The sequence below is a fragment of the Terrabacter sp. 2TAF16 genome (genome assembly GCF_052115065.1).
Classification (GTDB): Bacteria; Actinomycetota; Actinomycetes; order Actinomycetales; family Dermatophilaceae; genus Terrabacter.
The window spans coordinates 660,651-674,253 of the sequence record NZ_JBFRFZ010000006.1 but is presented as its reverse complement, the minus strand read 5'-3'; the positions used below and the strand labels follow the sequence as shown (position 1 = coordinate 674,253).

The following is a 13,603-nucleotide window of genomic DNA, read 5'->3' as shown; positions in this document are numbered from 1 at the left end:
ACGCGAGTGGCTCAGTCGCCGACGCGCAGCCCCGACTCGGCGTTGAAGACGTGCACGTGGCCGGACTTCGGCTTGAGGTAGATCTTGTCGCCCTTCTCCGGGGGGCGGCGACCGTCGACGCGCGCGATGAACGGCACGGCGCCGGCGTTCTCGCCGGTGGCCTCGAGCAGCTTCTGCTCGGTGGAGCCGTAGATGTAGGCGTCGGCGCCGAGCTCCTCGACGACGTCGACCGTGACGGGGATGCCCGACTGGTCGGACGACAGCTCGAGGTCCTCGGGGCGGACACCGAGCGTGACGTTCTTGCCGACGTTGGCGAGGTCCTCACGCGCCACGGGGACGGTGTGGCCGTGCAGGTCGACGCCGCCGTCGGTGACCGGCACCTCCATGAGGTTCATGGCCGGCGAGCCGATGAAGCCGGCGACGAAGACGTTGGCCGGGTGGTCGTACATGCGGCGCGGGCTGTCGCACTGCTGGAGGATGCCGTCCTTGAGCACCGCGACGCGGTCACCCATCGTCATGGCCTCGACCTGGTCGTGCGTGACGTAGACCGTCGTGACGCCGAGACGGCGCTGGAGCGAGGCGATCTGCGTGCGGGTCTGGACGCGGAGCTTGGCGTCGAGGTTGGAGAGCGGCTCGTCCATGAGGAACACCTGGGGGGAGCGCACGATCGCACGACCCATCGCGACGCGCTGGCGCTGGCCACCGGAGAGGGCCTTCGGCTTGCGGTCGAGGTACGGCGTCAGGTCGAGGATCTTGGCGGCCTCCTCGACGCGCTTGCGGATCTCCGCCTTGTCGACGCCGGCGATCTTGAGCGCGAAGCCCATGTTGTCGGCGACCGTCATGTGCGGGTAGAGCGCGTAGTTCTGGAAGACCATCGCGACGTCGCGGTCCTTGGGGGACAGGTTCGTCACGTCGCGGTCACCGATGAGGATGCGTCCGCCGTTGACCTCCTCGAGGCCGGCGAGCATGCGCAGGGAGGTGGACTTGCCACACCCGGAGGGGCCGACGAGGACGAGGAACTCCCCGTCCGCGATCTCGATGTTGAGCTTGTCGACGGAGGGAATCGGGTTCCCGGGGTACTGCCTCGTCGCGTTGTCGAACGTCACTGTTGCCATGGCTTCATTGCCTTCCTTCACCGGCAGGAACGTGCCGGACGATCCGTTGTAAAGGTGTGCCTGCCCGGGTGAGCAGGCCTCGTCATCATGACCCATGCCCGCCCCGAAGGCCACCCCTGGTCCATCTGCACCCCTCTGACCTGCGGATTCGTGTTGTGTCCAGAACGTTGCAAAAAATTGCAGCAAGCGGGTTCCCGGTATCTGCAACTTCTTGCTAGATTCCGGGCACCGGTGGCGGCGTGTGCCACCTGGCTTCAAAGGAGAATCCATGCACAAGCGTGCGCTCGGCGCTGCTGCTGTCACGGGTGTTGCCGCCCTGGCCCTCAGCGCCTGCGGTGGGTCCAGCCCCACCACCCCGTCCGACACCGGCGCCGCCGGCACGAGCAAGGCGGCGACGACCACCGGTGTCCCGGAGACGCCGAGTGGCACCGCTGCTCCCGTCCGTGACGCCAACGTCGACCTCGTCATCTGGACCGACGCCGACCGCTCGAAGGCCGTGCAGAAGTATGCCGACCAGTTCGCCGCCGAGAACGGTGTGACCGTCAAGGTCCAGATCTCGACCGACACCCGCGCCCAGTTCAAGGACGCGACCAAGGTCGGCAAGGGCCCCGACGTCATCGTCGGCGCCCATGACTGGCTCGGCGAGCTCGTCCAGAACTCGACGGTCGCTCCGGTCAACCTCAGCTCCGACGTCGCGGCGAAGTTCCTGCCGAAGGCGATCGAGGCCACCAAGTTCAACGGCCAGTCCTACGGCGTGCCCTACGCCGTCGAGAACATCGGCCTCATGTACAACAAGGACCTCGTCCCGAACCCGCCCAAGACCATGGACGAGCTCGTCGCCACCGGCGAGAAGCTCGTCAAGGAGGGCAAGGCCAAGCAGGTCCTCAGCCAGTTCGTCTCCAAGGTCGGCAACGCGTACTTCGCCTACCCGTACCTCTCGGCGTTCCCCGAGGGCGGCATCTTCGCCATCAAGCCCAACGGCGACTACGACCCGAACAAGGTCATCGTCAACACCCCTGACTCGATCAAGGGTGGCGACGTCCTTGCCGAGCTCGGCAAGAAGAAGGTCCTCTCGACCAACGTCGACGACACGAACCAGGACGCGCTCTTCGACACGAAGGCCACCCCGTTCATGATCTCCGGCCCGTGGAGCGTCGCCAAGGCGAAGGAAGCCGGCATCAACTACGGCATCGCCCCGCTGCCGAGCCTCACCGGCGGCGGCGCCATGCGTCCGTTCCTCGGTGTCCAGATGTTCTACGTCTCGAGCAAGGCCAAGAACGCGGCCCTCGCGCAGGAGTTCGTCACGAACTACATCCCGCGCAAGGACGTCCAGCTGGCGCTCTTCGAGGTCGGCAAGCGTCCGCCGGCTCTCAAGGAGGCCTACGCCGAGGTCGCCGCGAGCGACCCCGACGTCAAGGCCTGGTACGAGGCCGGCATCGACGGCTCGCCCATGCCGAACATCCCCGCGATGAACTCGGTGTGGGGCCCCTTCGGCCAGGCGACCGCCGACATCATCGCCGGCAAGGCCGGCGCGAAGGAGCGTCTCGACGCTGCTGCCAAGGAGATCACGGCGAACATCGCCAAGGGCTGAGCTCCTCAGTCTTGACAAGGGTTCCGGGGTCCGTCCTGAGGGCGGACCCCGGAAACCCGGCCCGCGCACGGGCCACCGGGGAGCTCCGCGAGAGCTCCCCTTCGTGCATCTACGGCAACGGCGCCGGGTCGGCGCAAAAGGACGTGTCACATGACCAAGCCCATCGCTCTCGCGATCAAGTGGGTTCTCATCGTCGCGACGCTGGCCGGCATCCTGTGGATCGCCACCAGGCTCGCGCAGGCAGGCAACACGACGGCCGTCGTCATCGCGGGGCTCGTGGGGATGGGAATCCTCGTGGTCTATGCGACGAGACGTTCGGTCCCGCTCAAGTACCTCGTCCCGGGTCTGATCTTCATGACCCTCTTCCAGCTCTGGCCGGTCATCTACACCGCGAGCCTGTCGACGACGAACTACGGCGATGGACACCTCTACAGCAAGCAGGAGTCGGTCACCGACATCATCGCCCAGTCGGTGCGTGAGGTCCCTGACACGCCCCGCTACAAGATGTCGGTCGCGACCGCCGAGGGCGGCGACCCCACCACTGCAGACCTCGTCCTGCTCCTCACCAAGCCCGACGGCAGCACGTACGTCGGCGACAAGACCGGTCTCAAGCCGCTACCTGCGACCGGTGTCGAGAAGACCCCCATCGGCAAGATCACCAAGGCGCCCGGCTACACCGTCCTCACGGCCAAGCAGGCGAACGCCCGAAGCAAGGACCTGTCGGCCATCGCGGTGCCGACGAGCGACGGGGGTGGCATCAAACCGGTGGGTCTCTCAGAGGCCTTCGAGGGCAAGGCCACGGTCACCTACGACCCGGCCGCCGACAAGCTGACCGACACGTCCACGACGCCGGCCACGGTGTACGAGCCCAAGGATGCCCGCTGGGTCAACGTCGCCGACCCCAGCCAGTCCTTTCCACAGGGTTGGAAGGAGGGCGTCGGCCTCGCGAACTACTCGCGCATCTTCACCGACAGCACGATCCGAAGCGGCTTCCTCGGCATCTTCATCTGGAACATCGCCTTCGCAGTCCTGTCGGTGCTCACGACCTTCCTGCTGGGCATGCTCATCGCACTGCTCTTCAACGACCCGCGCCTGCGCGGCAAGTCCATCTACCGGTCGCTGCTGATCCTTCCCTACGCCCTGCCGTTCTTCGTGACGGCGCTGGTGTGGAAGGGCATGTTCAACCAGGACTACGGCATCATCAACCAGACGCTGGGACTGGACGTCGACTGGCTCGGAACGACGGGCGGAGCCCGTGCCGCGATCCTCATCACGAACCTCTGGCTGGGCTTCCCGTACATGTTCATCGTGTGCACGGGCGCGCTCCAGTCGATCCCGCAGGACGTGCGTGAGGCCGCGATCATCGACGGCGCGAACGCCTTCCGGACGCTCCGCTCGATCATCATGCCGTTGCTGCTCGTGGCCGTCGGCCCGCTGCTGCTCGCGTCGTTCGCGTTCAACTTCAACAACTTCGGGCTCATCTACCTGCTCACCAAGGGTGGCCCGTTCAACGGCGCCGACACGAGCATCGGCTCGAGCGACCTGCTCATCACGTACGCGTACCGCCTGGCCTTCTCGGGCAGCGCGCCCAACTACGGCTTCGCGGCCGCCGTGTCCGTGATCATCTTCCTGCTCGTGGCGCTGATGAGCATCCCGGGCTTCCGTCGCACCAAGGCCCTTGAGGAGGTCAACTGATGGCGACCGTCAACGCTCCCGTCCCTGCCGACCCGCGCATGGACACCCGCATCACGGAGGAGACCGGTGCCAGCACGCCGGCCTCGCCCAAGCGTGGCGGTCTCGGCGGCTCGGTGTGGTGGCGCCACGCCCTGGGCATCCTCGCCCTGATGTGGGCGCTCTTCCCGATCCTCTTCATCTACTCGGCCGCGACGAACCCCAGCGGCACGCTCAACACGGCGAGCCTGTGGCCCTCGGGCTTCTCGACGAAGAACTTCACCGACCTCTTCACCGACAGCTCGCGCCCGTTCTGGACCTGGTACAAGAACTCGATGATCATCTCGCTCTCGGGGGCGCTGGGCGCGGTCTTCATCGGCGCGTGCGCGGCCTTCGCCTTCTCGCGCCTGCGGTTCAAGGGCCGCCGGGGCGGCATGATGTTCCTGCTGCTGACGACGTTCTTCCCGGCGCTGCTCGCCATCGTCGCGCTGTACATCATCTTCGCGGGCATCGGTGACGTGCTGCCGGCCCTCGGCCTCAACACCGTCACCGGTCTGATCCTCGCCTATCTCGGTGGGGCGCTCGGGGCCAACGTGTGGCTCCTCAAGGGCTACTTCGACACCGTGCCGCGCGAGCTCGACGAGGCGGCGATCGTCGACGGCGCGAGCCACGTTCGCATCTTCTTCACGATGACGCTGCGCCTGGTCATGCCGATCCTCGTGACGGTCTTCATGCTCGTCTTCGTCGGCCTCTACGGCGAGTTCATGCTGGCGAGCGTCTTCCTCACCGACGTCGACAACCAGACGCTCGGTGTCGGCCTCTACGGCATGACGCTCGGCAACGACGCGAACACCCTCTTCGGGCGGTTCACGGCCGGCGCCCTGCTCGGCTCGATCCCCGTCATGCTGCTCTACCTCGCCTTCCAGCGTCAGCTGGTCGGTGGCCTGACCACGGGATCCGTGAAGTGACGCCTGCCCCGACCCGCCAGCTGACGTGGCTGAGCCAGCCGCACCACGACGGGTCGGGGCGGTACGTCTCCAACCAGGCGCCCCGGCTCGGCGACCGCGTCGACGTGCTCGTGCGCGTCCCGCTCGAGGCCGGGGTCGAGGCCGTCCACGTGCGCACCTCGCCCGACGGCGAGGCGACCTTCACGGTGGCGCGCAAGGTCCGCACCACGGGCGCCGACGACTGGTGGCGTGCCACCCTGACCTGCCACAACCCGGTCACGAACTACCGCTTCCTGCTCACGGGCGGCCCGACGAAGTACGCGTGGCTCAACGGGACCGGCGTCCACGATCGGGACGTCCCCGACGCGAGCGACTTCCGGTTCGTGGCGCACGCCACGCCGCCGCCCGAGTGGGCACTGGGGTCGGTCGTCTACCAGATCTTCCCCGACCGCTTCGCGCGCTCGAAGGGTGCCGACAAGCACGAGACGCCCGACTGGGCCGTCGCCGCGGCCTGGTCCGACCCGGTCGACCTCAGCCCGAAGGGTGTCGCCCACCAGCTCTACGGCGGCGACCTCGACGGCATCACCGAGCACCTCGACCACCTCGAGTCGCTCGGCGTCGACGTCGTCTACATGACGCCCTTCTTCCCGGCGCGCTCCAACCACCGCTACGACGCGTCGTCGTTCGAGCAGATCGACCCGATCCTCGGCGGGGCCCCGGCCCTGCGCCGGCTCACCAAGGCAGCCCACGATCGCGGCATGAAGGTGATGGGCGACTTCACGACCAACCACACGGGCAACGCCCACGAGTGGTTCCTCAAGGCGGCCGGTCCGGGCGGGAAGAACACGCCCGAGCGCGACTACTACATCTGGGAGGACGGGACCTACGTCGCCTGGCTCGGCGTCCCGTCCCTGCCGAAGCTCAACCACCTGAACGCCGCCCTGCGACACCGCATCTTCGAGGACCCCCAGGGGGTCGTACGCAAGTGGCTGGGCCGCTCGGGCGGGCTCGACGGATGGCGCGTCGACGTCGCGAACATGACCGGTCGCTGGCGTGCCACCGACGTCAACCACGACGTCGCCCGACAGATGCGTGACGTCATGGGCCGGGTCGCGCCGGACGCCCTGCTCGTCGGGGAGCACTTCCACGACTACACGCCCGACATGCCCGGCGACGGCTGGCACGGCGTCATGAACTACGCCGGCTTCTGCAAGCCGACGTGGACGTGGCTGCGCGAGGAGCCGAAGGACCCGCGCTTCCTCGGTGCCCCCGTGCCGCTGCCGCTCCTCGAAGCCGGTGCGGTCGTCGAGACGATGCGTGACTTCACGTCACGGATCGCCTGGCAGTCGCTCGTCCACTCCTTCAACCTCGTCGGGTCCCACGACGTGCCGCGGATCCGCACCCTCGTCGGCCCCGACGCCGTCGAGACGGCTGTCGGCCTGCTCATGACCTTCCCGTCGATGCCGATGATGACCTACGGCGACGAGATCGGCATGGAGGGAACCTTCGGCGAGGACGGTCGCCGTCCGATGCCGTGGGACGAGAACGCTTGGGACGCAGACACGCTCGCCGTCTATCGGGGCCTGATCCAGGCGCGCCAGCGCTCGGTCGCGCTGCGGCGTGGAGGTCTGCGCTGGGTGCACGCCGAGGGCGATGCCATGGTCTACCTCCGCGAGACGCTCGACGAGGTGGCACTGGTGCACGTGGCGCGCGCGGCGCACGAGCCCGTCGTCCTCGACCCGCGACACCTCGCGGGAATCGAGTCGGGCACACCGGCATACGGACCGCGTCCGAAGGTCGGCAAGCGTGCTGTCACACTGAGCGCCAGCGGGCCCGGGGTCAGCATCTGGACGTGGCGCCCGACCGACGACGGTCCACGACACGTGCGACGAAGGGGGAGGTGACGTGAAGGCAAGACTGCGTGACATCGCCGACCAGGCGAGCGTGTCGGAGGCCACCGTGTCACGGGTGCTCAACGGCAAGCCCGGGGTGGCCGAGTCGACCCGCCAGGCCGTGCTGACGGCGCTCGACGTCCTCGGCTACGACCGGCCGAGTCGCCTGCGGCGCAAGAGCGCCGGGTTGGTGGGGCTCATCGTCCCCGAGCTGACCAACCCGATCTTCCCGGCGTTCGCACAGATCATCGAGAACTCCCTCGCGCAGAACGGCTACACCCCGGTGCTGTGCACCCAGGTCGCCGGGGGAGTCCACGAGGACGACTATGTCCAGATGCTCCTCGAGCGCGGTGTCGCCGGCATCATCTTCATCTCCGGCCTGCATGCCGACACGACGACCGACTCGGCCCGCTACGTCGCGCTGCGTGACCGCAACCTGCCGCTCGTGCTCGTCAACGGTTACATCGAGGGTGTCGACGCGCCCTTCATCAGCAACGACGACGTCGCCTCGATGGGGCTCGCGCTCGAGCACCTCGTGAGCCTCGGGCACCGCGAGATCGGCCTCGCGGTCGGACCCGACCGCTACGTGCCGGTCATCCGCAAGATCGCCGGGTTCCGCCACTCGATGCAGGAGCTGACGGGTCGCTCCGACGTCGACGACCTCATCGAGCGCTCGCTGTTCAGCGTCGAGGGCGGCGCGACGGCGGCCGGCCGCCTCCTCGACCGCGGCGCCACGGCCGTCGTGTGCGGCTCGGACCTCATGGCTCTCGGTGCGATCCGCGAGGCTCGCAAGCGCGGTCTCAACGTGCCGCGCGACTTCTCGGTCGTCGGCTACGACGACTCGACGCTCATCGCCTTCACCGACCCACCCCTGACGACGGTTCGCCAGAGCGTCAACGCGATGAGTGCTGCGACCGTGCGCGCCCTGCTCGACGAGATCGCCGGGCAACCTTCTCCCCGAGCGGAGTACGTCTTCCGCCCCGAGCTCGTGGTCCGCGGGTCGACCGGCGCCGTCCGGCGCCACTGAGGGGCGTCACCCGACGCCAGCGGACGGCATACCTGCCCTGACCGACGGTTCGGGGGCCGTGGCGCCCTGATCTTCGGGTGCGTATGCCGGGTGGCCCGGTCGCGTCCGTCAGCTCGGGGCGTGGGCGGCGGAGCTGAGCTGCTCGAGATGCGTCAGCAGTGCGGCCACCGCCTGCTCGTCGTCGACGCGATAGCGGGCGGCCGTGGAGCCGGTGCCGACCTTGACCGTGATGTCCTCGGGTCGACGCATCCGCATGAACGCATCCTCATCAGTGACGTCGTCGCCGAGGTAGACGCGTGCGACGGCGCCGACGTGGCGGCCGAGGGCGGTGACCGCGGATCCCTTGTCCGCGTGGGAGACCGACAGCTCGAGCACCGACTTGCCCTTGAGCACCTTGACGCCGGGGTGGTCGAGGGCGACCCGCCGGGCGTCGGCGATCGCGGCGTCGCCGGTCTCGCGCGGGATGCCCCGGACGTGGACGACGACGGCGGCCGACTTGTACTCGATGCCGGCCTCGGGGTGATGCTCCTTGACGAGGGCCTCGATGTCGGTGCGCAGCTGGGCGAGCGTCACCTCGTCGTCGGGGGTGACGGCGGCCGCCTCCATGGCCTCGCGCACGGCCGGGCTCGACGACTCGGCGCCATGGCTGCCGATGAGGACGATCGGATCGTCCTCGGTGATGCCGGTGAGCTCACGCAGCGTGCCGAGGTCGCGGCCCGAGACGACGGCGACGTGCACGCCGGGCAGGCTCGCGAGCGACCGGAGCGTCTCGACGGTGCCCTCGACGGGAGTGGCCTGCATCGGGTCGGCGTCGAACGGCGCGAGCACCCCGTCGAAGTCGGTCGCGACGAGCAGGACGTCCGCGGAGGCCGCGGCCTCGAGGGCCTCGGTGGTCGGTGCGCCGGTGCTCATGACCGCGTCCCGTCCGTCGCGCTGCGGGATTCGTCGCGGGAGTCGCTGCCCGGACGGTCGGACGACGTGCCGGACGACTCGCTGGGCGCCGGCATGAGCGGTGTCTCCTCAGCGTGCGGTGTGGGCCGCGGGCGCGACTCGGCCCCCGGCATCTCGGGCGCCGCGGCGAGCGCGGCGAGGTAGCGGGCCGCCCAGCGCTGGACGTCGTGGTCGGACACGCGGCGGCGGAGCGCCTTCATGATCCGCTGCTTGTCCTTGGCCGGGGTGTTGATGGCGCGCAGGATCGTCTGCTTGAGCCCCTCGATGTCGTGCGGGTTGCACGCGAAGGCCTGGTGCAGCTCGTGCCACGCGCCGGTGAACTCCGACAGCACGAGGGCGCCCCCGAGGTCATGGCGGCACGTGACGTACTCCTTGGCAACGAGGTTCATGCCGTCGCGGAGCGGGGTGACGAGCATGACGTCTGCGGCCTGGAAGAGGGCCGCCATCTCCTCGCGCGGGTAGGAGTGGTGCAGGTAGTGGACGGCCGGGGCGCCGATCTTGCCGAGGTCGCCGTTGATGCGGCCGACGGTCTGCTCGATCTCGATCTTGAGGTTGCGGTAGGCATCGACGCGCTCGCGGCTCGGGGTGGCGACCTGCACGAGCGTGACGTCGGGCGGCCCGATGCGGCGCTCGCTCAGCAGCTCCTCGTAGGCCTTGAGACGGTGCCGGATGCCCTTGGTGTAGTCGAGCCGGTCGACACCGAGCATGAGGACCTTGGGGTTGCCGAGGCTCTCGCGGATCTCGCGAGCGCGCTCCATGACGTCGGGGCGCTTGGCCAGTTCCTCGAGTCCCTGGAAGTCGACGGAGATCGGGATGGCCGCCGCCCGGACCTGGCGGTGGGCACCCTCGACGGTGACGCGGTCGCGCTTGGTCGCGGCGCCGAGCAGCTGGCGGCAGGCGCGCACGAAGTTGCGGGCGTCGGCCTGGCGCTGGAAGCCGAGGAAGTCGGCTCCGAGCAGGCCCTCGAGCAGCTGGGCCCGCCACGGCAGCTGGGCGAAGAGCTCGACGGGCGGGAAGGGGATGTGGTTGAACCACCCGATGCGCACATCGGGCCGCAGCTGGCGCACGAGGGCAGGGACCAGCTGGAGCTGGTAGTCCTGCACCCACACGGTGGCGCCCTCGGCCGCGACCTCGGCGACGGCCTCGGCGAAGCGACGGTTGACCGTCTGGTAGCTCGACCACCACTCGCGGTGGAAGGTCGCGGGCACGATGACGTCGTGGTAGATCGGCCACAGGGTGTCGTTGGAGAAGCCCTCGTAGTAGTCCCGGACCTCGTCGGTCGACAGCGGCACGGGGTGCAGGTGGATGCCGTCCTCGTCGAACGGCTCGGGTGCCTCACCGGCGTCTCCGGCCCAGCCGACCCAGGCGCCGGGCTGCGTGCGCATCACCGACTCCATGGCCGTGACGAGGCCGCCGGGACTGCGTCGCCACTCGACCGCGCCGTCGTCGGTGACGACCTTGTCGACGGGCAGGCGGTTCGCGGCGATGACGAGGTCGTAGGTCGGCCGAGGGGTCGACACGCAATCAGCTCCTGCTGCTCGAGGGGAGGGCACGGCCCTCGACGTACCCAGACCCGGGGGAGGGGCGCCGCGGGGCGCGATCGGTCCCACTCTAACGAGCGAACGGTGGCGCCCGGTGCGGTCCCGCTCTAGGGTCGATACAGGGCATCTCTGGTGGAGCGGGTGGCCGCCTGAGGGCATCGCGCCGAGGTGAAGGAGTCGCCGTGAAGATTTCTGACGTGCTGCGCAAGAAGGGCAGCGAGGTCATCACCATCAAGCCCGACGAGACGGTCGCCGGCCTGCTCGGCCTGCTGGCCGAGCACCGCATCGGCGCGGTCGTGGTGAGCACGGACGGCACGAGCGTGGACGGGATCGTCAGCGAGCGCGACATCGTCCGGCACCTCCACAGCACCGGCACGAGCGTGCTCGAGGCGCCGGTGTCGCAGATCATGACGAGCGAGGTCACCACCGGTTCGGCCGACGACAACATCGCCGACCTCGCCGGGACGATGACGGAGATGCGAGTGCGCCACGTGCCGATCGTCGACGCCGACGGCAAGCTCGCCGCGATCGTCAGCATCGGCGACATCGTCAAGCACCGGCTCTCCGAGCTCCAGTCCGAGCGCGACCAGCTGCGCGACTACATCAGCAGCTGACGCCCCGGAGAAACCGGACAGAACCGACGAACCAGGACACTCCGCGGCTCGCTGCCGCAGGGTTCCTGCCGTGGCGCCCGTGTCGCATACCGTAGGGGTATGACTGCGTACGACCGGACCGAGCGGGTGCCCAACCCGCGGCCCGGCGCGCGCACCGGTGGCGTGCCCGTGGCAGCGCGCCCCGGCGGGCCGGGGTCCCCGCAGCGGATCGGCCCGTACCGCCTCATCGAGGAGATCGGCGAGGGCGGCATGGGCGTGGTCCACCTCGCCCTCGACCCGCGCGGCCGTGCCGTCGCGATCAAGGTCCTGCGCGCCCACGTCGCGCACGACGCCGACGCCCGGCAGCGACTGTCCCGTGAGGTCGACACCCTCTCGCGCATCCGCGACGCGCGGGTCGCGAGCGTCATCGACGCCGACGTCATGGCGCCCCGCCCCTACATCGTGACCCGCTACGTGCCCGGCCCGGCCCTCGACGAGGTCGTCGAGGACCACGGCCCGCTGGCCCCGGCGGACCTGCTTCGCCTGGCCCGCGGGATCGCCGAGGCGATCCGCGCCATCCACGCGTGCGGGGTCGTCCACCGCGACATCAAGCCGGGCAACGTCCTCATCGAGGACGGCGACCCGGTCCTCATCGACTTCGGCATCGCGCACCTGCAGGACGACGTGCGCCACACCGTCGGCGGGCTCGTCATGGGCACGCCCGGCTACCTCTCGCCCGAGCTCGTCGAAGGTGCCGCCATCACCGACGCCACCGACTGGTGGGGCTGGGCCGCCACGATCACGTATGCCGCGTCGGGCCGTCCGCCGTTCGGCCGCGCCCGCATGGACGCCGTGCTCACCCGCGTCCGTGCCGGCGACGTCGACCTCGAGGGGGTCGACCCGCGCCTCGTGCCGCTGCTGCGCGCGTCCCTCTCTCCCGATCCGCGGCTTCGCCCTCACGCCGACGAGGTCATCGCAGCGCTCGAGCTCTACGCCGCCGGCCGCGCGGCGACCGTGCCGACGCCGAGCGGCAACCCGTGGGACGACGGCCGCGTCAGCGCGACCCCCGGAGACACCCAGGTCGTGCAGCACGGCAGCACCGCCGTCATGCCGCCCGTCGGCACAGCAGGCACGGCAGGCGCGGTGGGCGCGGTGGGCGCGGTGGGCGCTGGCGCGGCCGCGGCGAACCCGGTGCGGTGGGCCCCGCCCCCGACCGGTCCGCGGTCGTCCGACCCCGGCCCGGCGGCATACGACCACGGCTGGGACGACGAGCCCGCGTCGCCGGACGACTGGGGCGGCGCCCAGGCCTACGATGCCCGGCACGGGCGCGGCGGGCAGGACGTCGAGCCGGCTCCGCAGGACGGCTACTGGCCCGACGACGAGTGGGACGAGGACGACGAGCCCGCCCAGCGCGAGGGCGACCCGCGCATCGGACTGCCGATGCGCACCGGACTGCTCGCCGCTGTCGCGATCGCCTGGGTCGGTGCCCTCATGGCGTGGCCGGGCATCGCCCTCGTCGTGCTCGTCGTCCTGTCGGCGCTCGCCCGGGCCACCGACCGCTCGGTCACGGCGCTCGTGCTGCGCCGCTACGACTTCGGCCGCCGCCGCAGCGACGTGCCCTTCGCCGTCGTGTCGAGCCCGTGGCACCTCGTCGTCGGCATCATCGCAACCGGGGTCGGGCTGCTCCTGCCCGTGGCGGTGGCGCTCGCCGGCGTCTTCGCGGCCGCCCTGCTCCTCGCCGGCACGCAGGGGACCGACCTCGGCCCGGGCACACCGATCACGCTCGCGATCGGCGGTGTCCTCGGCCTGCTCATGCTGTGGTGGGGCCCCGGCGGCGCCTCGCTGCGACGCGGTTCGCGCTCGATGGCGCGGCGCCTCGTGCCGGCCGGCCTGGCCGCGCAGATCGTGTCCGGGCTGCTCGCCGTCTTCGGCGTCGCGGCTGCGCTCGTGGCCCTGCAGCACGGGTCGAGCCTCACGTGGGACCCGTTCACGACGAACCCGTTCGGGAAGTGACGGCTCGGCGCGCGAGACGGTTGAGCGTGCGGGGCCGGGGCCTGTGGGGCGCCCGGGCGGCCCCTGTGCGAGGCCTGTGTGCATAGCGCATCGACCTGCATCTGGGGCTGAAAAAAAGATCACGGAAGTGTCTCGACGTGCCTTGTGCGCTGCGGAAACGTCCCGTACCGTCAGTGCTCGGCGGCCTCGACTTTCGGGTCGAACGGGAGCAGCACCACTCGGTTCCCGGGTCGCTTCGTCGCGTCCGGCTCCACACGAACGC

At 69.9% G+C, this 13,603-nt stretch carries 10 protein-coding genes; 7 read left to right on the top strand and 3 right to left on the bottom strand.

Features of this window, described 5'->3' with window-relative positions; genetic code table 11:
- Nucleotides 1-11: 11 nt before the first annotated feature.
- The gene (locus AB4Z14_RS11985; RefSeq protein ID WP_028785824.1) at nt 12-1,115 is read right to left on the bottom strand and encodes an ABC transporter ATP-binding protein; all 1,104 of its coding nucleotides are present in this window, start codon (nt 1,113-1,115) and stop codon (nt 12-14) included.
- A 268-nt stretch (nt 1,116-1,383) separates the two neighbouring features.
- On the opposite strand from AB4Z14_RS11985, the gene AB4Z14_RS11980 reads away from it, so the two are divergent.
- The 5 genes from AB4Z14_RS11980 to AB4Z14_RS11960 all read left to right on the top strand — a co-directional run bounded on the left by AB4Z14_RS11980 (nt 1,384) and on the right by AB4Z14_RS11960 (nt 8,243).
- A complete protein-coding gene (locus AB4Z14_RS11980) occupies nt 1,384-2,706 on the top strand; it encodes a sugar ABC transporter substrate-binding protein (protein ID WP_442275356.1) in 1,323 nt (440 codons plus the stop codon).
- 150 nt (nt 2,707-2,856) lie between these two features.
- Entirely contained in the window at nt 2,857-4,401 is a 1,545-nt protein-coding gene (locus AB4Z14_RS11975; protein ID WP_442275355.1) for an ABC transporter permease subunit, read from the top strand.
- Nucleotides 4,401-5,345 (top strand): sugar ABC transporter permease, encoded by a 945-nt coding sequence (locus AB4Z14_RS11970; RefSeq protein WP_442275354.1) that lies wholly within the window; start codon nt 4,401-4,403, stop codon nt 5,343-5,345. Before AB4Z14_RS11975 ends, AB4Z14_RS11970 begins: the two co-directional genes overlap by 1 nt.
- Nucleotides 5,342-7,228: a glycoside hydrolase family 13 protein gene (locus tag AB4Z14_RS11965; protein ID WP_442275353.1), complete on the top strand. Its 1,887-nt coding sequence runs from the start codon at nt 5,342-5,344 to the stop codon at nt 7,226-7,228. The genes AB4Z14_RS11970 and AB4Z14_RS11965 overlap by 4 nt, the downstream gene beginning before the upstream one ends.
- A 1-nt stretch (nt 7,229) precedes the next feature.
- Complete coding sequence (locus AB4Z14_RS11960; protein ID WP_020145689.1) at nt 7,230-8,243, top strand: LacI family DNA-binding transcriptional regulator; 1,014 nt, start codon at nt 7,230-7,232, stop codon at nt 8,241-8,243.
- Nucleotides 8,244-8,351: 108 nt separating this feature from the next.
- On the opposite strand, the gene otsB is transcribed toward AB4Z14_RS11960, so the two are convergent.
- Both otsB and AB4Z14_RS11950 read right to left on the bottom strand, forming a co-directional pair.
- Complete coding sequence (gene otsB / locus AB4Z14_RS11955) at nt 8,352-9,155, bottom strand: trehalose-phosphatase (protein ID WP_442275352.1); 804 nt, start codon at nt 9,153-9,155, stop codon at nt 8,352-8,354.
- A complete protein-coding gene (locus tag AB4Z14_RS11950) occupies nt 9,152-10,714 on the bottom strand; it encodes an alpha,alpha-trehalose-phosphate synthase (UDP-forming) (RefSeq protein ID WP_442275351.1) in 1,563 nt (520 codons plus the stop codon). Before AB4Z14_RS11950 ends, otsB begins: the two co-directional genes overlap by 4 nt.
- Before the next feature lie 203 nt (nt 10,715-10,917).
- Between AB4Z14_RS11950 and AB4Z14_RS11945 the strand changes: the two genes are divergently transcribed.
- Complete coding sequence (locus AB4Z14_RS11945) at nt 10,918-11,349, top strand: CBS domain-containing protein (protein WP_442275350.1); 432 nt, start codon at nt 10,918-10,920, stop codon at nt 11,347-11,349.
- Nucleotides 11,350-11,448: 99 nt separating this feature from the next.
- Complete coding sequence (locus AB4Z14_RS11940; protein ID WP_442275349.1) at nt 11,449-13,341, top strand: protein kinase domain-containing protein; 1,893 nt, start codon at nt 11,449-11,451, stop codon at nt 13,339-13,341.
- Nucleotides 13,342-13,603 lie beyond the last annotated feature (262 nt).